Annotated in this window: 18 protein-coding genes; 8 read left to right on the top strand and 10 right to left on the bottom strand. The window is 66.5% G+C overall.

Going from position 1 to position 17,699, the window contains the following annotated elements; translation table 11 throughout:
* The first annotated feature begins 28 nt into the window (after nt 1-28).
* Nucleotides 29-931 carry a hydroxymethylglutaryl-CoA lyase gene (locus NWF34_RS20030; RefSeq protein ID WP_258325919.1) on the top strand — a complete coding sequence of 301 codons (903 nt, stop codon included), beginning with the start codon at nt 29-31 and terminating at the stop codon, nt 929-931.
* Nucleotides 932-969: 38 nt separating this feature from the next.
* On the opposite strand, the gene NWF34_RS20025 is transcribed toward NWF34_RS20030, so the two are convergent.
* A complete protein-coding gene (locus NWF34_RS20025) occupies nt 970-1,416 on the bottom strand; it encodes a universal stress protein (protein WP_024498713.1) in 447 nt (148 codons plus the stop codon).
* 178 nt (nt 1,417-1,594) lie between these two features.
* Nucleotides 1,595-3,751 (bottom strand): excinuclease ABC subunit UvrB, encoded by a 2,157-nt coding sequence (gene uvrB / locus NWF34_RS20020; protein WP_024498714.1) that lies wholly within the window; start codon nt 3,749-3,751, stop codon nt 1,595-1,597.
* Between the two features lie 136 nt (nt 3,752-3,887).
* Between uvrB and NWF34_RS20015 the strand changes: the two genes are divergently transcribed.
* A complete protein-coding gene (locus NWF34_RS20015) occupies nt 3,888-4,475 on the top strand; it encodes a DUF402 domain-containing protein (protein ID WP_258325918.1) in 588 nt (195 codons plus the stop codon).
* 55 nt (nt 4,476-4,530) lie between these two features.
* Here NWF34_RS20015 and NWF34_RS20010 read toward each other — a convergent pair whose 3' ends face one another.
* The 4 genes from NWF34_RS20010 to NWF34_RS19995 all read right to left on the bottom strand — a co-directional run bounded on the left by NWF34_RS20010 (nt 4,531) and on the right by NWF34_RS19995 (nt 8,153).
* A complete protein-coding gene (locus NWF34_RS20010) occupies nt 4,531-5,001 on the bottom strand; it encodes a hypothetical protein (protein ID WP_269551367.1) in 471 nt (156 codons plus the stop codon).
* Nucleotides 5,002-5,131: 130 nt separating this feature from the next.
* A complete protein-coding gene (gene coaE, locus NWF34_RS20005; protein WP_258325916.1) occupies nt 5,132-6,028 on the bottom strand; it encodes a dephospho-CoA kinase in 897 nt (298 codons plus the stop codon).
* A gap of 65 nt (nt 6,029-6,093) precedes the next feature.
* A complete protein-coding gene (gene aztD / locus NWF34_RS20000) occupies nt 6,094-7,329 on the bottom strand; it encodes a zinc metallochaperone AztD (RefSeq protein WP_258325915.1) in 1,236 nt (411 codons plus the stop codon).
* Between the two features lie 71 nt (nt 7,330-7,400).
* Nucleotides 7,401-8,153, bottom strand: a complete 753-nt coding sequence (locus NWF34_RS19995) for a TetR/AcrR family transcriptional regulator (RefSeq protein ID WP_024498719.1) — start codon at nt 8,151-8,153, stop codon at nt 7,401-7,403.
* A gap of 195 nt (nt 8,154-8,348) precedes the next feature.
* On the opposite strand from NWF34_RS19995, the gene NWF34_RS19990 reads away from it, so the two are divergent.
* Together NWF34_RS19990 and NWF34_RS19985 are read left to right on the top strand one after the other, a co-directional pair.
* Nucleotides 8,349-8,984, top strand: coding sequence for an SNF2-related protein (locus tag NWF34_RS19990; RefSeq protein ID WP_258325914.1), 636 nt, complete (start codon nt 8,349-8,351; stop codon nt 8,982-8,984).
* Between the two features lie 175 nt (nt 8,985-9,159).
* On the top strand, nt 9,160-9,744 hold the full coding sequence (locus NWF34_RS19985) for an SWIM zinc finger family protein (RefSeq protein ID WP_024498721.1): 585 nt from the start codon (nt 9,160-9,162) through the stop codon (nt 9,742-9,744).
* A 68-nt stretch (nt 9,745-9,812) separates the two neighbouring features.
* Here the strand turns inward: NWF34_RS19985 and rpsA are convergent, their stop codons facing one another.
* A complete protein-coding gene (rpsA, locus tag NWF34_RS19980) occupies nt 9,813-11,282 on the bottom strand; it encodes a 30S ribosomal protein S1 (protein ID WP_024498722.1) in 1,470 nt (489 codons plus the stop codon).
* 328 nt (nt 11,283-11,610) lie between these two features.
* On the opposite strand from rpsA, the gene NWF34_RS19975 reads away from it, so the two are divergent.
* From NWF34_RS19975 to NWF34_RS19960, 4 genes are all read left to right on the top strand, one after another.
* The gene (locus NWF34_RS19975; protein WP_024498723.1) at nt 11,611-12,189 is read left to right on the top strand and encodes a 2'-5' RNA ligase family protein; all 579 of its coding nucleotides are present in this window, start codon (nt 11,611-11,613) and stop codon (nt 12,187-12,189) included.
* 75 nt (nt 12,190-12,264) lie between these two features.
* Nucleotides 12,265-13,092, top strand: coding sequence for a hypothetical protein (locus tag NWF34_RS19970; protein WP_024498724.1), 828 nt, complete (start codon nt 12,265-12,267; stop codon nt 13,090-13,092).
* A gap of 123 nt (nt 13,093-13,215) precedes the next feature.
* Nucleotides 13,216-13,968 (top strand): hypothetical protein, encoded by a 753-nt coding sequence (locus tag NWF34_RS19965; protein WP_024498725.1) that lies wholly within the window; start codon nt 13,216-13,218, stop codon nt 13,966-13,968.
* A 94-nt stretch (nt 13,969-14,062) separates the two neighbouring features.
* On the top strand, nt 14,063-14,929 hold the full coding sequence (locus NWF34_RS19960) for a class I SAM-dependent methyltransferase (protein ID WP_258325913.1): 867 nt from the start codon (nt 14,063-14,065) through the stop codon (nt 14,927-14,929).
* Nucleotides 14,930-14,947: 18 nt separating this feature from the next.
* Here the strand turns inward: NWF34_RS19960 and NWF34_RS19955 are convergent, their stop codons facing one another.
* From NWF34_RS19955 to NWF34_RS19945, 3 genes are read right to left on the bottom strand one after another with little or no spacing between them, the layout of a single operon-like run.
* Nucleotides 14,948-15,721, bottom strand: coding sequence for an amino acid ABC transporter ATP-binding protein (locus NWF34_RS19955; protein WP_309148652.1), 774 nt, complete (start codon nt 15,719-15,721; stop codon nt 14,948-14,950).
* Nucleotides 15,718-16,698 carry an amino acid ABC transporter permease gene (locus NWF34_RS19950; RefSeq protein ID WP_024498727.1) on the bottom strand — a complete coding sequence of 327 codons (981 nt, stop codon included), beginning with the start codon at nt 16,696-16,698 and terminating at the stop codon, nt 15,718-15,720. Before NWF34_RS19950 ends, NWF34_RS19955 begins: the two co-directional genes overlap by 4 nt.
* A gap of 1 nt (nt 16,699) precedes the next feature.
* On the bottom strand, nt 16,700-17,638 hold the full coding sequence (locus tag NWF34_RS19945; RefSeq protein WP_258325912.1) for an ABC transporter substrate-binding protein: 939 nt from the start codon (nt 17,636-17,638) through the stop codon (nt 16,700-16,702).
* Nucleotides 17,639-17,699 lie beyond the last annotated feature (61 nt).

Raw genomic sequence — 17,699 nt, 5'->3', positions numbered from 1 at the left:
CCATCCGCGACGGGGCAAGATTGGGCACATGAAAAGCGTGCAATTGGTCGAGGTCGGCCCCCGAGACGGCCTCCAGAACGAACAGACCCTTTTGTCGGTGGACGACAAGGTCGAGTTGATCTCCCGCAGTGTCGAAGCGGGGATCAGACGCGTCGAGGCGGTCAGCTTCGTCAACCCGAAGCGGGTGCCGCAGATGGCCGGCGCCGAAGAGGTCATGGCGCGGGTGCCGCGAGTCGACGGCGTCTCCTACATCGGACTGGTCCTCAACCGGCGAGGTCTCGACCGTGCACTCACCGCAGCCGTCGACGAGGTCAACGTCGTGGTCGTCGCGACCGAGGAGTTCAGTCAGCGGAACCAGGGCTGCAGTGTCGACGAGGGCGTCGCCGCCGCCGTCGACGTCGTGCGCGACGCTCGCGCGGCCGGTCTCCGGACGACGGTGACCATCGCCGTGTCCTTCGGCTGTCCGTTCTCCGGAGAGGTCGCACCGGAGTGGATCGGCGAGATCATCGCGCGGCTCACCGACGGTGCGGTGCCGGACGAGATCGCTCTGGCCGACACCATCGGCGTCGGCGTTCCGGCGCAGGTGCGCACGCTCGCCGATCTGGCCGCCGCGCACGCACCCGGGATTCCGCAGCGCTGGCATTTCCACAACACGCGCAACACCGGCTACGCCAATGCGCTGACCGCCCTGGATACCGGGGCCAGTGCTCTCGACGCGTCCATCGGCGGTTTCGGCGGTTGCCCCTTCGCGCCCGCGGCGACTGGCAACATCGCATCGGAGGATCTGCTGTATGCGCTCGACCGGTCGAACATCTCGACCGGTGTCGACATGTACGGACTGATCGACGCCGCGGAATGGCTGGGCAGGTCCCTGGAAAAGAGCGTCCCCGCTCTCCTCGGGCGCGCCGGAGGGTTTCCGGAGGCCCGCTGAGGCGGGGACTGGCTCGGCAGCTCGAAGCCGTCGGGCGACTAACCCGTGGTGTGCACGATCAGCACGTCGCACGCCGACTTGCGCGCCACATCGGCCGGCACCGATCCGAGCAGGCGCCCGGCGATCGAGTTCAGGCCGCGGTTACCGACGACCAGGAGATCGGCCTTCACGTCGCTCACGAGCTGGAGCAGTGCGTCGACCGGCGCGCCCTTGACGGGGCGCTGGACGATGGTGGCGGCTCCGGCCTTGGACGCGCGTTCCTTGGCGGTCCGCAGGATCTCCTCGGTCGGCGTCGAGCCGGTGACCTGGTAGGCCTCGTCCTTCAGGATGTCGGCCGCCTCCCCGGCACCGCGCTCGTTGGGGAAGTACGCGCACGCGATCACCAACTGCGCGCGTTCGCCCGCGAGTGCCCCCGCACGTTCCACCGCCTTCATCGACGACTCCGAGCCGTCGGTCCCGACGACGATGGTCTCGTATGCGCTCATCCCAACCTCCGACATGAATTCGCCTCGCTGCCCATCAGCGAGGCGTCACCTAACATTCCCCATATTGCAGGGTTCTTTCACCGGGACATTAGTTTGCCACGGCGTGTCTGTCCGCCGATCGTGGTGATCGGCACACCGTCCGGAAGCAATGGTCCCGGGGACTTAGCAGGTCACCGCCCTACTTGATGCCTGCCGCGTCCATTCCCCGCAGTTCTTTCTTCAGGTCGGCGATCTCGTCGCGCAGCCGGCCCGCCAGCTCGAACTGCAGGTCGCGGGCGGCGCTCATCATCTGATCGGTCAGCTGCGACACCAGGTCGGCGAGTTCGGCGCGCGGCATCGTCGACACGTCCCGCTTCTCGATCACGCCCGCACTGCCGGCCTTCGACACCTCGCCCTGCGCCCGGCGGCCACGGCTGGCGTTGCGGCCCGAACCGCCGACCGCGACCGCCTCGTCCTCGGCTTCGCGGTACACCTGGTCGAGGATGTCGGCGATCTTCTTGCGCAACGGCTTCGGGTCGAGACCGCGCTCCTTGTTGTAGGCGATCTGCTTCTCGCGGCGACGCTCGGTCTCGTCGATGGCATTGCGCATCGAGTCGGTGATCTTGTCGGCATACATGTGCACTTCGCCCGACACGTTGCGGGCCGCACGGCCGATGGTCTGGATCAGCGAGGTGGTGCTCCGCAGGAACCCTTCCTTGTCGGCGTCGAGGATCGCGACCAGCGACACCTCTGGGAGGTCGAGACCCTCGCGGAGGAGGTTGATGCCGACGAGGACGTCGTAGTCACCGGAGCGGAGCTGACGCAGCAACTCGACACGACGGAGTGTGTCGACCTCGGAATGCAGGTATCGCACGCGGATTCCCAGTTCCAGGAGATAGTCGGTGAGGTCTTCGGCCATCTTCTTGGTCAAGGTGGTGACGAGGACGCGTTCGTCGCGCTCGGTGCGCTGGCGGATCTCGTGGACCAGGTCGTCGATCTGCCCCTTGGTCGGTTTGACCACGACCTGCGGATCGACCAGACCGGTCGGGCGGATCACCTGCTCGACGAACTCCCCGTTCGACTGACCGAGCTCATACGGCCCCGGCGTCGCCGACAGATAGACGGTCTGACCGATGCGGTCGACGAACTCGTCCCAGGTCAGCGGCCGGTTGTCGACGGCCGACGGTAGACGGAAGCCGTACTCTACGAGATTGCGCTTGCGGGACATGTCGCCCTCGTACATGCCGCCGATCTGCGGCACGGTCACGTGCGACTCGTCGATGACCAGGAGGAAGTCGTCCGGGAAGTAGTCGATCAGCGTGGCGGGTGCACTTCCCGCCGCGCGGCCGTCGATGTGACGGGAGTAGTTCTCGATGCCGGAGCAGAACCCGACCTGGCGCATCATCTCGAGGTCGTAGGTCGTCCTCATCCGCAGGCGCTGGGCCTCGAGCAACTTGCCCTTCGCCTCGAGCTCGGCGAGCCGTTCCTCGAGTTCCTGCTCGATGGAGGCCATCGCCCGCTCCATCCGCTCCGGGCCGGCGACGTAGTGGGTGGCCGGGAAGATGCGCAGCGAGTCGACCTGTCGGACCACATCGCCGGTGAGCGGATGCAGGTAGTAGAGGGATTCCACCTCGTCGCCGAAGAACTCGATGCGTACGGCGAGCTCCTCGTAGGACGGGATGATCTCGACGGTGTCGCCCCGCACGCGGAAGCTGCCGCGGGTGAAGGCCGTGTCGTTGCGGGTGTATTGCACGTCGACGAGCAGCCGGAGCAGGGCGTCGCGGTCGATCTCCTGGCCCACCTCGAGCTCGACCGAACGGTCGAGGTAGGACTGCGGTGTACCGAGGCCGTAGATGCACGACACGGAGGCGACCACCACCACGTCGCGACGCGAGAGCAGGCTCGACGTCGCCGAGTGGCGGAGTCGTTCGACGTCGTCGTTGATCGACGAGTCCTTCTCGATGTAGGTGTCGGTCTGCGCGATGTACGCCTCGGGTTGGTAGTAGTCGTAGTACGACACGAAGTACTCGACCGCGTTGTTGGGCAGCATCTCGCGGAGTTCGTTCGCGAGTTGCGCGGCGAGTGTCTTGTTGGGTGCCATCACCAGGGTGGGGCGTTGGACCTGCTCGATGAGCCACGCGGTGGTGGCCGACTTGCCGGTACCCGTGGCACCGAGAAGCACGATGTCCTTCTCCCCGGCCTGGATCCGCTCGGTCAGATCCTTGATGGCGGCGGGCTGGTCCCCTGCGGGCTCGTACTCGCTGACCACCTCGAAACGGGCTTCGGTGCGCTCGATCTCGCCGATCGGACGGAACTCGGAGTGCGCGAGCACCGGACGTTCTGCTGCAAAAGCCATAGTGCCAGGGTAAACGCGCCGTACGACAGGAGTGTTCCCGCGCGGTCGCGGCCCCCGGGTCCGAGGCGGGACGCAGACCGGGAACAACTCCGGTTTTCGGGCTGAGTTCGGCGGCGGCCGCCACTACATTCGGGGCATGACGAGCAACAGCGGTCCGACCACCGCCGCGCCGGCCACCGCAACCCATTCGATGCACCCGCCCAAGCGGGAGGTGTTCGATGTGCCCGCCATGACGAACACCGACAACAAGGGATTCGTCCGCGAGGTCGAGGAGTACCGCGTCACCGATTACGGCCTCTACATGTCGCGCCCCGCGCCCGGTCACCCGCGGTTCGACCACCTCGAGTCGTGGCTGCTCCCAGGACTGGGGTTGCGCGCCAACATCTTTCACTATCAAGGTGGCTATCGGGCGGATCAGCGTCTGTACCTCGACATCGGGCGGTTCGCCGGACCCGACGAACGCGGCCGCTGGTACGCCCAGGACTGGTACCTCGACCTCGTCGACGTGCCGGGCTCACCGCTGGAGCTCATCGACGTCGACGAGATCTTCGAGGCGCACCGGTGCGGATTGCTCGACAACACCCGGTGCGTGGAGGCGGTCGAGATCGCGACCCGCGCGCTCGTCGGGGCGGCCGCGCACGGCAACGATGTGCAGGCGTGGCTCGACGACGCGGCCGGCGGCGTGGTGTTCTTCCGGGACCACCGGCCCGGCTACGGCCGGTAGACCCAGTCGGGTCGGGGGTCCCGGTACATCGGGGATCCCAGTAGGTCGGGGGATCTCAGTAGGTCGGGAGCACGAAGCATGCCCCGTTCCGGATGAACTGCGGCAGCTGCACTCCGGTTCCGACGTCGACGGTCCGCGTCTTGACCACGCCGTCGAGGCTCGCGGTGAGCACATGACGTCCGGGTTCGGTGGGCCGCCAGTTCGGCTTGATCTCCACGGTTGTCGGCTTGGCGTTGTAGATCGTGACCGTCCGGCCGGCGCGGGTGGACGTGATCTTCAACGTCGACTTGGCCGATTTGGGTTCACCGACGATCACCGACAGCTTGTAGGAACAACCCGTCCCGTACATGCCGTAGTTCGCCGAACCGTTCGCCGACGAGCCGTAGCCGGGCAGTGTGTCGACGGCGATCCCCTGCAGGGCTGCATTCGCCGGCGCCGCGGTCACCGCGGCGGCCGTGACCGCCGCTCCCACAGCGATACCTCCGATGACGGCTCGCACGCGATTCGAATTCCCCGGACCCCACATGTGTGCTCCTCACAGCGCATGACAGCTTGATCGTCCGCACCGCGATCGGTGCGTGTTGGCAAAGCTAACAGCGCAGAGGACGCCATGCGGCCCATTTAGGCAACATTCGTAGTCAGTTCTGCTGAACGCCTCACGCGGTCTCGACGCGTATGGTTGCGGGCCGTCCCGGGTCGCAGGACCCGTGGACGCCGGGTTCGACGGGAGCGAACCCACCGACCGCCAGGAGGTCGACCAGTTCCGCCGACGAGGCATCGTCGCGTGCGGTGATTCGCAGTTCGCTCTTCGCCGCGTCGGTGATCTCGACGGCCGTCGCCCGCTCGCCCGCGATCGCCCAGAGCCGGTTGACCAGTCGCACCGCCGGACCGTCCGGATTGGGTTCGGCCGCAACGAGTCCGGGGACCGGCTCGGCGACTCGGCGTGCACGGACGTTGGCCTCGAACGGTACGAGCCGGTCATCCCAGACCCGCGCGGCGGCGGCCGCGAGATCGTCGGCCGATCCGGAATTGTCGAGCCAGACATCCGCGACCGCGCGCCGCTGCTCGTCGGTGGCCTGAGCCGCGATTCGCGCTCGCGCATCGGCTTCGTCGACGCCGCGCATCGTGGTGAGGCGATGCAGTCGGACGTCGGCGTCTGCGAACACGATCACCACGAGATGGAAGAACGGCGCCGTGTGGTTTTCCACCAGCAGCGGGATGTCCTGGACGACGATCGCATCGTCGGGCGCCGCTTCGAGCAACTCCTGGGTGCGTGCGCCGATCAGCGGGTGGGTGATCCCGTTGAGCGTCTTCCGCGATTCGTCGTCGACGAACGCCTTGGCCGCGAGCGCAGGTCGGTCGAGGCTGCCGTCGGCGGACAGGATGTCCGAGCCGAAGGCCTCGACGAGCGCGGCGAGACCGTCCGACCCGGGTTCGACCACCTCGCGGGCGATCTTGTCCGCGTCGATGATGTACGCGCCCCGTTCGACGAAGGTCTTTGCCACGGTCGATTTGCCGGCGCCGATGCCGCCGGTCAGTCCAAGCCTGATCACGTCACCAGTCTGGCAAACCCACCGACGCCTCGCGCACACCGGCTGCACCAGTGTGTCGCGCCGGGTCAGCCGGTGACCGCGGCGAGTTCGACGGTCTCGTACGGCAGGCCCGCCTCGACGACCTTCGCCCCCGTCTCCAGGTTGATCGCGACGATCTTCTTCGACGCCGGTTCACTCACATAGGCGACACCGTCCTGCACGACGAGATTCGGCATCGGCGACTGCCATTCGTCGGGTTCGCTCCACTCCCCGATCGCCGGGATTCGAGCCGTGCGGGTCCCGGATTCCACGTCGAAGACATGCAGCGCGCCGTCGGTTCCGAGAATCACCGCAGACCCCCCGGGGCCACGTTCCAGCGACCGGAAGCTGTACGAGGTGCCGAGATCGACCAGTCGGAGCTCGCCGGTACGGGTGTCGGTGAGCGAGAATCGGGTCGGCCGTTCGAGTTCGGCGTCCCGGTCACTCTTGTAGTCCCCCAGCACGATCGGCGATCCATGGTCACCGGCCTGGTTTCCGATGCGGCCGTAGGGGTCCGGACTGGCCACCTTGCGGATGTTGTTGCCGTCGACGATCAGGATGCCGTCCTCACAGCCGAAGGTGAGGCGGCCGGCGGACGCGGCGGCCTCGCCGTGAACGCCGGGACATTCGTCGTTGCGGGCGATCTCGGTCCGCTCCTTGTCCAGAATTGCGATGCCGCTGCGCGATTCGTCGTCTCCGCGCGTGACGACGACCGATCCGTCGCCGCGGAACACCGCGACCCCGTGGTGGGGTTGCGCGACCGTGAACGTGGTGGCGACCGGGTTGCCGCGCAGTAGTTCGGCCGGTTCGACGATGTCGACCTGCCCGGCGCCGTCGCTGAAGAGGCTGATGCGCGAGTCGTGGACCACGACGTGACCGGGTTCTGCTCCGCCGAAGCGCATCTCGGTGAGAGAAGGCTCGGCGGTGTAGTGATGCCCGTGGTCGCCGTGCGCCTTGGTCCAGGTTCCGGCGTCGAGGACCCGGAACCCGCCGGTTTCGGAGACGAGGACATGCCGCCCGTTGCCCGCGCTGTTGAGACGGACGAATCCGTCGACCGGTAAGTCGGCGACCTGTTCGAGCGTGGTCGCGTCAAGAACGAGGATTCCGCCGTCGTAACTGAGGCTGAGACGCGGCGTCGCACTGTGCCGTTCCGCCGGGGGCGTCGACGAATCCCCGTGGCGCGCCGCCTCCCCGGGGTCGGAGTCCCCGCATGCGACGAGTGCGAAGGAGGCTGCAGCGAGCAGCGCGAGAGAACGGGTCAGGGTTGTCCGTGGTGATAGCACTCGGACAGTGAACAACCTAATGAAAATGATTGTCAACAACGCATGGTTGCCACCATCCGCGCGAGAGAACCTCAGTCGTCGCCGATGAGTGGCTCCAAACCATCGAGCAGGCAGACCAGGCCGAAGTCGAATACTTCGTCGGGAGCACCCGGCGCCTGATGACGTTCGCCGGCCGCAGTTCCCACGCGTTCCGAGAGGGGAAACTTTCCGTCCGGGATCACCGCGTCGAGTTCGGGAGCGACCACCTCCCACCACTGGGCGTCGGTCATGCCGCTGACGGTCGCCGCGGCGCCAGCGGCCAGCGCATCCCGGGCGTTGCCGGTCACGAAGGCCACCAGGAGGGCGAGAATGTGGTCGCGATCGAGGTCGGAGATGTCCAGGGATTCGAGGACTTCGAGTTGCCGCTCGTAGCGGGTGAGACGGTGAGGCCCGAGAACCTGACGCCATGGGTTGGCATCGAGCAACCAGGGATGTGCCAGGTACTCCGCTCGCAGCACGCGTGCGACCGAGGCGAGGGATTCCCGAACCGTCGTCGTCGAGCTCGGCATCGGCGAGTCGCCGGCAACATGGTCCACCATGAGAGCAACGAGGACATCTCGCGTGGGCACGTAGGTGTAGAGAGTCATCGGGCCGACACCGAGTTCGGCCGCTAGCGCCCGCATCGAGAGCGCGTTCAAACCTCGATCGTCGGCGAGCGAGATCGCCTTGGCGACCATCTCGTCGACGGTGACCCGTTGTCGCGGACCGCGTTTCGGCACTTCTGGCTCGGCACTTCCGCGCCACAGCAAGCGCACAAGGGTCCGCGCGTCTTCGGCAGTCGACATGTGCATCCCTTTCCCGTACGGTGTACGGAGACTAATTCCGTACACCGTACCAAGTGAGGAGTTCCGCTGACCACACAGGCCACCTACCTCCCCGACCTGCACCAGTTCGCGATCTGGTCGTCCCACGACTCCGGGACACGCTCGAACACGTGCCGTCTCGCGGTCCCGGCCGGGCGTCACCTCGTGGTCCGCGACGTGTCGTGCGACCTCGTCGACGTCGACGCCCTTGCCACCCAGGCATCCGATGCGCCTTCGGTACAGGTTTGGCAGCAACTCCTTCGGGGCGAGGACGAGACTCCTCTCCCGCTCGCCGCCCATGCCGAGGTCGATCCGACCGGCACGGCGATGACCACCGCAGATTTCGCTCGGACGGCGATGCGCGCATGCCTCACCACCGATCAACTCCTCCGCGATCGCCTCCGTGCGCAGCTACGGCCCTACCAGGTCCGGGGTGTCGCGTGGCTGGCATCCACCGCCGAATCCGAAGGCGGAGCGGTACTCGCCGACGAGATGGGACTGGGCAAGACGGTTCAGGCCGTGGGCCTCCTGTCGCTCCGCGTCGAGACCGGACCGCAACTCGTCGTGTGCCCGACGAGCCTGGTCACCAACTGGGCGCATGAGATCACCCGATTCGCACCCGGACTCACCGTGTACACCGGCGCGGCACGCCGCGTCGATGCGCAGGCGCGGATCGCCCTGACCGGCACGCCGATCGAGAACAGTCTCGACGAGTTGTGGGCGATCCTTCGGGTGGTCGCCCCGTCCGTCTTCCCGCACCGGATCGTGTCCATCGGATCGGGCAGGAGCGACCGGTCACCGTCACCACGCTGACGACCGCCACGACGCTGGAGGAACACATCGACAACCTCCACCGGCGTAAGGCGGCGCTCAGCGCACATCCCGACGAGTCCTCGGCTCTCGCAGAACTCACCGCGCTCAGCGACGAACGCCTCATCACCGTCCTCCGGCGCAACCGAAGTCTGGACCCGGCAATCCGGGAGGCGGAATGACCACGACTCCAGCCGAATTCGGATTCACCGCGTGGGGCGCCGAGATCGTCCGGCTCGCCGAACCGCTCTCGACCCGGACCCCGAACCCGTTGGCACCGCGGGCCCGCAGCATCGCCCGCAACGGGGGTGTCACCCTGACCGTCGACGGTCGGCACGTGGAGGGACTGGTCCAGCGCGGTGGCGAGGCATCGGTCGCACACCTGGAGTTCTCGGCGATGACCTCCACGACAGCCGTCGTGCTCCGCGACCTGCTGGGCTCGTCGGCCGAACCGTCCGACGAGGTCCACCGTCGGCTGAAGGAGTCGGGTGCGTGGTCGCCTGCGGTCCTCGACGTCACAGACTGTTCATGCCGGGCACGCGGTGACCGATGCCTGCACATTCTGGCCGGGCTCTACGCGGTGGCGGCTGCGGTCGATCGGCAACCGTCACTGGCACTGGAGCTACGGGACTTCCGGGCAGCGACCGACGACTCGCCGACGGACTCCGGCACCTGCTCGCCAGGATCCCGGTGGGTGTCGCTGACCGCCTTCGACGTCGCCGACTACTACGAGATCACGACGGCATCCGAGCACGACGATTGAACTCGGACATACGAAAAGCCCTCCCGGGAATCCCGGGAGGGCTTTCGTGTGCTCAGTGAGCAGAGGTGTCAGGCGTTGCCCGACAGCTTCTCGCGCAGGGCGGCGAGCTGCTCGTCGCTGGCCAGCGAGCCGCCGGCGGACGAACCGCTGGTGCTGCTCGACGCGCCACCGCGGCTCTCCGAAGCCGACGAGTAGTCGGTCGGGGCGTTGGCAGCCTCGGCTGCGGCAGCAGCGAACTTCTCCATCTGGGCGGTGTGCATCTTGTGGCGACGCTCGGCCTCGGCGTACCGGGCCTCCCATGCCTCACGCTGCTTCTCGTAGCCTTCGAGCCATTCGTTGGTCTCGGCGTCGAAGCCCTCGGGGAAGATGTAGTTGCCCTGCTCGTCGTAGCTGTCGGCCATGCCGTACTTCGAGGGGTCGAACTCCTCGGTGTAGTCCTCGTTGGCCTGCTTGAGGCTCAGCGAGATACGACGACGCTCGAGGTCGATGTCGATGACCTTGACCATTGCATCGTCGTTGACGGCGACAACCTGATCCGGCACCTCGACGTGGCGCTCGGCCAGCTCGGAGATGTGGACGAGACCCTCGATGCCCTCGTCGACGCGGACGAACGCACCGAACGGCACCAGCTTGGTGACCTTGCCCGGAACGATCTGGCCGATAGCGTGGGTGCGGGCGAACTGACGCCACGGGTCTTCCTGAGTGGCCTTGAGCGACAGCGAAACACGCTCGCGGTCCAGGTCGACGTCGAGGACCTCGACGGTGACCTCGTCGCCCACGGCGACGACCTCGGACGGGTGATCGATGTGCTTCCAGGACAGCTCGGAGACGTGGACCAGACCGTCGACGCCGCCGAGATCGACGAACGCACCGAAGTTGACGATCGAGGACACGACGCCCTTGCGGACCTGGCCCTTCTGGAGCTGGTGCAGGAACTCGCTGCGGACCTCGGACTGGGTCTGCTCGAGCCATGCACGACGCGACAGGACCACGTTGTTGCGGTTCTTGTCGAGCTCGATGATCTTGGCCTCGATCTCCTTGCCGATGTACGGCTGCAGATCGCGGACGCGACGCATCTCCACGAGCGATGCCGGGAGGAAGCCGCGCAGGCCGATGTCCAGGATCAGGCCGCCCTTGACGACCTCGATGACGGTGCCCTTGACGGCCTCGTCCTTCTCCTTGAGCTCCTCGATGGTGCCCCAAGCCCGCTCGTACTGCGCACGCTTCTTGGAGAGGATCAGACGACCTTCTTTGTCCTCCTTGGTGAGGACCAGGGCCTCGACCTCGTCACCGACGTTGACGACCTCGTTGGGGTCAACATCGTGCTTGATCGACAGTTCGCGAGAAGGGATGACGCCTTCGGTCTTGTAACCGATGTCGAGCAGAACCTCGTCCCGATCGACCTTGACGATCGTGCCTTCGACGATGTCGCCATCGTTGAAGTACTTGATCGTGGAGTCGATGGCGGCGAGAAAGTCCTCGGCAGTGCCAATGTCATTGATGGCTACTTGCGGCGAGGTGATCGTGGGGGACGACATATGTTGAGTTGCTCCGGACAGGTGTGTAGTAGGTACGGTTCTTGAGGTATTTCACGGCATGAAACCCCTGATCAGAAGCATTTCGATCGGGGCGCGTGCCTGTCGCGCGTCACCGAGCACACGCGCGTTCGTCAAGCCTACTCCAGCGGCGTTGTGCTGGGCAAATGGCCGTGAGACCACCGGTGGGACGTCCACTCCGGGCCACCGGGAACCGAGGACACGTGCCGTCCGGACACAGTGCACAGTCGGTGCCCGCCCGCCTTTTCCTGGTGCACGATCGCGAGCTGGATCACCCGGTACAGCGGGAGAGCTCTGGTTCACTACATCCGTGGCACATTCGATCGAGTTGTTACCCGACGACGATACCGACCACTGGTTCCGGCACCGCTGGGCTGCGCTCGCCGACGCCGGCCTGCCCAGCGCCCAGCGCATCCGTTCGGACACCAACCGTCCACACGTCACCCTGCTGGCGGCCCGCCACATCGCGACGGCCGCCGACGTCGCCCTCGGCCCCGCCGCCCAGCGTCTCCCACTGAACTGCATCATCGGTGCGCCCATCGTGTTCGGCCATGGGTCGCGCCATACGCTCGCGCTGCTCGTCGTCCCGAGCACCGAGTTGCTGTCGCTGCATGCCCAGGTCGCACGGACGGTTCGCGAGCACACCGCCCACCGCGACGAGGACGTGGAGGACGACGGCCCGACACCGAGCACCTTCGCTCATGTGGACCCAGGCGCCTGGACCCCGCACATCACCCTCGCCCGACGCCTGTCGTTCACACAGGTCGGCGAAGCACTGGGCACACTCGAGTCGCTGGGCAAACCCGACCGGATCTGCACGTTCACCGCATTGCGGCGCTGGGACCCCGACGCCCGAACCGAACACGTGGTGGCCGGGCGGGCGTGCTGAGGCGGAGAGGACCTGCGGACCGAGTCGAAACCGCACCGTGACCGGCTCGAGAGCCAACGCTGCCATCGTTCGATCATGTCGATCACACCCGAGGGCACCGAGCCGCCCGAACAGAGTCCGCACCGCACGACCAACGCACCGACGGCGCCGAGTGCCGATGAATTCGCCGAGCGATTCCTCGACTCCACGCTGGCCACCGCGGAGACCATGAGCGTCTACCTCGGGGAGCGCCTCGGCTGGTATCAGTGCCTCGCCGATCATGGACCACTCACCGCAGCCGATCTCGCCGCCCGGACCACCACCGACGCACGGTACGCACGCGAATGGTTGGAGATGCAGGCGGCCTTCGGCATCCTCGCTGCCGACCTGTCCCGCACCCCAACGACATTCGCCATCTCCCCCGGCGTCGCCGAGGTCCTCACCGACACCTCGAGCCGTTCCTATCTGGGCGCGCTGCCCCGGATGTTCGCCGCCTCGTTCGGCCGGCTGCCCGAACTGCTCGATGCTTATCGCACCGGAGGCGGTGTCAGCTGGGAACAACTCGGAGCGGACGCGCGTGAATGCCAGGCCGCACTCAACAAGCCGTGGTTCGACACCGAACTCGGGCCCGCTCTCGGCGGGGTCACCCACCTCCATCAGCGACTGTCGCGACCGGACGCGAAGATCGCCGACATCGGCTTCGGCGCGGGTCATTCGACCATCGCCCTGGCCCGCGCCTTGTACGGGTTCTCACTCTTCGTCTGCCTACCGGATTCGATGAGTTCGCCGCCCTCGGTGGCCACCGGCACAGTGATGCGACCCGCCACCCTCCGGTCCTACGCCGAGCAGGCCGGCTTACAGAGCGTCGAGGTGTTGCCGATCGCGGGTTTCGGCTTCTTCCGGTTCTACGAACTCATCCCGTGACCCGGACGTCACTCGACCCGCCCGACTGCCCTAGGCCCAACACATGCCTTGACGATAAATAATTTGTCATGCGACTATTTTTGGGTGCCGGGTTTTGGGCCGGCGCCGGACGGTAGGAGACGCGTGACCTATACACCAGATCGACTTCTCGAGGCGATCGACGCCAACGCTGTCGGACTGCTGGTGGGGCTGGGCGTGGCGATGCTCTGCCAGACGGTGTGGCTGATCGAGGCAGCACGGGTCGCCCGCCGCGACTCGAGCTACTCGATACCGCTGGCCTGCACCCTCTTCTGGTTTGCCCACGACATCGCCTATGTCGTCCGCTTCCGTGACTGGTTCTTCACCTATGACCACTGGTTCCTCCAGCTGTTCTGGCTCGGCCTGCTGAGCGCCGCGCTCCTGGAGTTCGTGTTCTTCGCCCAGCTCATCCGGTACGGCCGTCGAGAACTGGCACCGGCGTGGTCCCCTTTCCAGTTCACTCTGCTGATCATCGCGGCGACGACCGGTTCCATCCTCGCGTGGGAGTATCTGCGACTCCTGTTCGACGACCCGCTCTACCTCGCGAGTTCGGCGCTGACTCTCATGTCATATGCACTGTTCGGCCCGTCGATGACACTGCGCCGCAGATCATTCCGCGGTCAAACCCTGTTGATGTGGCAGTGCTTCACGACGATGACTTTCGCCTGGTGGATCGCGACAGTCGCATTTCTGCCGGGCCCCTTCCGGTCGTGGCAGTACCTCGCCGTCGGCGTCTTCACGGCCGCGGTCGGCGTGGCCATGATGATCGCCATCCGCCACGCACCGCAGTCGCCGAACGCGACCGAACCGGCCCGTTCCGACCTCACATCCGACGAACCGGTCCCCGGCACCCGGTGACACCGCGCACGCGTCCGTGGTGATCGGGTCCCCCGTCCGCTCGACCGGCTCTGCCGCCGCCGGGCCGAACCGGACGGGGACCTATCATCGCAGGATGCCCACGAAGGACGACGACCGCGAGAACTCGGAGACCACCGAACAGGAGACCTCCGTACGACCTCCACGCGTCCTGGGCGACGTCGACTCCGCGACAAGTGACCGGGCCAGCCGCTGGTGGTGGGACCACGACGCGGAGAATTACCACGACGAGCACGGCGCCTTCCTCGGCACCTACACCGGGGGCGGCGACTTCGTGTGGTGTCCCGAAGGTGTCCGCGAGTCCGAGGCCGGCCTTCTCGGCGAGATCCAGGGCCGCACGATCCTCGAGATCGGCTGCGGCTCAGCACCATGCGCCCGCTGGCTGGCGGCGCACGGCGCGCACGCCGTCGGTGTCGACCTGTCCCGTCGCATGCTCGGGATCGGACTCGACGCCATGGACGCCGACGAGGTGCACGTGCCGCTGATCCAGGCGACCGCCGAAACGCTTCCGTTCGCCGACGAGTCATTCGACACCGCCTGCTCGGCCTTCGGCGCGATCCCCTTCGTCGCCGACTCCGCCGGCGTCATGGCCGAGGTCGCCCGCGTCCTGAAGCCCGGCGGCCGTTGGGTTTTCGCGGTCAACCATCCGATGCGGTGGATGTTCCTCGACGACCCGGGGCCCGAGGGGCTGACCGTGCACATCCCGTACTTCAACCGGACGCCATACACCGAAACCGACCCGAGTGGTCAGATCACCTACGTCGAGCACCACCGGACCATCGGCGACCGGGTGCGCGAGCTCCGGGCGGCCGGATTCATCCTCGACGACATCATCGAACCCGAGTGGCCTGACGATCACGATCGCGAATGGGGGCAGTGGAGCCCATTTCGCGGACGCTATTTCCCCGGCACCGCGATCTTCTGTAGCCACAAACCTGCATGACGAGCCGGGGTCCCGGCCTCAGAGCAGCTTCGACAGGAACTCCCGCGTCCGCCCCTCCTGCGGATTGGCGAGAAGTTCGCGCGGGTCACCCTTCTCCACGACGACGCCGCCGTCCATGAAGACCAGCTGGTCGGCGACCTCGCGCGCGAATCCCATCTCGTGGGTCACGACCACCATGGTCATTCCCGACGCGGCGAGTTCGCGCATCACGTTGAGGACGTCGCCCACGAGTTCGGGGTCGAGTGCCGAGGTCGGCTCATCGAAGAGCATGAGCTTGGGTTCCATCGCCAGGGCCCGGGCGATGGCGACGCGCTGCTGCTGACCGCCGGACAACTGCGCCGGATAGGCGTCGGCACGATCCGACAGACCGACCCGTTCGAGCAGGTACTCGGCCCGTTCGATGGCCTCGGCCCGTTGCTGCTTCTTCACCTGGATCGGCGCCTCGATGATGTTCTCGAGGGCTGTCCGGTGCGGGAAGAGATTGAAGTGCTGGAACACCATGCCGATGTCGCGGCGTTGGGTTGCAGCAGCTTTGGCGCTCATCTCGTAGAGCTTGCCGTTGCGCTCCCGGTAGCCGATGAGGTCACCGTCGACGTAGAGCCGGCCGGCGTTGACCACGTCGAGATGGTTGACGCACCGCAGGAACGTCGACTTGCCCGAGCCGGACGGACCGATCAGACACGTCACCTCGCCCCGGGCGACCTCGAGTGAGATGCCCTTGAGGACCTGGACCGATCCGAAGCTCTTGCACACCCGGTCGGCGAGGACCATCGGTGTCTCGGCGGAACTCATGCGTTCTCTCCCCCGGTCGTGCGGCCTGCTCCCGGTCCGCCCGCGACGTCGTCGGCCGCAGCCGCCTGCCCGTCGGCCATCGCCTTCAGCTGTCGTGCGGTCAGCGCGCGGGTGGCGCCCCGTGAGTAGTGGCGCTCCACGTAGTACTGGCCGACCATCAGGATGCTGGTGACGACGAGGTACCAGGTCGAGGCGACGAGCAGCAGCGGGATCGGTTCGAAGTTGACGCCGGAGATGTCACGCACCCGTCCATAGAGGTCGAGGGTCAGCGGTACCGCTGCCACGAGGCTCGTGGTCTTGAGCATGGAGATCAACTCGTTGCCGGTGGGCGGGATGATCACCCGCATGGCCTGCGGCAGCACGGTCCGGCGCATCGTCTGCGCCCACGACATGCCCAATGCGATCGACGCCTCGGACTGTCCCTCGCCGACCGACGAGACGCCCGCGCGCACGATCTCGGCCATGTACGCGGCTTCGTTGAGACCGAGGCCGATGACCGCGAACAGGAATGCGGCGTTGAGGGTCTGGATGTCGAAGGACGCGAACTGGTGAACGAAGGGGATGCCGACGTCGATCTGCTTGTAGATCGCCGGGAACAGACCCCAGAAGACGAGCTGCACGTACACCGGTGTGCCGCGGAAGATCCACAGGTACACCCAGGCGGTGCCGCGCAGGACGGGATTCGGCGAGAGCCGCATGATGGCGAGGGCGACACCGAGGACGATCGCGATCGTCATCGCCAGCACCGTGAGTGCGAGCGTGTACCCGACGCCGGACAGCACGCGTTCGTCGAACAGGTAGCGGCCGTAGGTGCCCCAGGCGTAGGCCTTGTTGGTGGCGGCCCCGTAGACGAACAGCGCCGCCAGCACGAGGATGATGACGGCGGCGATCCACTGCCCCGGTCGGCGAAGCGGTACCGCCTTGATCGGTTCGGGCTCGCCGGTCGTGGTGGTGGTGTCGGTCTGCGGTGAGGTCATCTCAGCTCACCGCTCCGTTGATGACGGAGACATCGATCATCCCCTCCTGCAGGCCCCAGTTGGCCGCGATCTCGTCGTACTGTCCGTTGTCCATCAGATATTGCACGGCCTTCTGCAGCGCGGGCCCCAAGCCGGAACCCTTCCGAACCGGCCATCCGTAAGGCGCCGAGTCGAACAGTTCACCGGCGGCCTTGAGCTTTCCGTTGGTGCGTTTGATCGCATAGGCGGTGACCGGCGAATCCGCCGACATCGCGTCGACCCGGCCGAGGATCAGCGCGTTGACCGCCTCGTCCTGGCTGTCGAATTTCACCTTGTCGATCGGCCGGAGACCTCTGGCCACGCATTCGGCGCTCTTGGCCGGGATCTCGTCGGTGTCCTCGTAGGTGGTGGTCTGCACCGCGACCCGCTTGCCGCACGCGTTCGACGGGTCGATGGCCTCGTCGGAGTCGGCGGCCTGTGCCCACTGCACGCCGGCGCTGTAGTAGGTCACGAAGTCGACCTGCTTCTCCCGCTCGAGCGTGTCGGTGAACGACGACATGCCCAGCTGGTACGTCCCCGCCTGCACCGACGGGATGATCGTGTCGAACTGCGATTCCTTGTACACCGGCGTCAGGCCGAGGACCTTGCCGACGGCGTTCATGAGGTCGACGTCGTATCCGATGATCTTGCCGTCCGGTCCTTTGAACTCGTTGGGCTGGTATGGCACGTTGACGCCGACGACGAGCCGACCGGTGCGAGCGATCTCCGGCGGAACCAGCGCGGCGATCGCCGGCACCTTCGCGACGTCGACGTTGATCGGGGTCACCTGGTTGGCGCGCTCGCGTTCCTCGTTGTTCACACAGCCGGTGACCACGACCGCGAGCGTCAGGAGCACGCCGAGCAACCGGGCCACGCGTGGTCGAAGGGAACGTCGGTCGACCCGCGTCGAGGCCCGTGTCACAACACATCCCTTCGATCTCGAACGATCACCTGGTCAGACAACACACTGTAGTTGCCACCCG

Origin of the sequence: Gordonia sp. GONU, from assembly GCF_024733855.1 — a bacterium.
Classification (GTDB): Bacteria; Actinomycetota; Actinomycetes; order Mycobacteriales; family Mycobacteriaceae; genus Gordonia; species Gordonia amicalis.
Note: the sequence above shows the minus strand (reverse complement) of the source record. Positions and strands in the feature narration are given on the sequence as shown.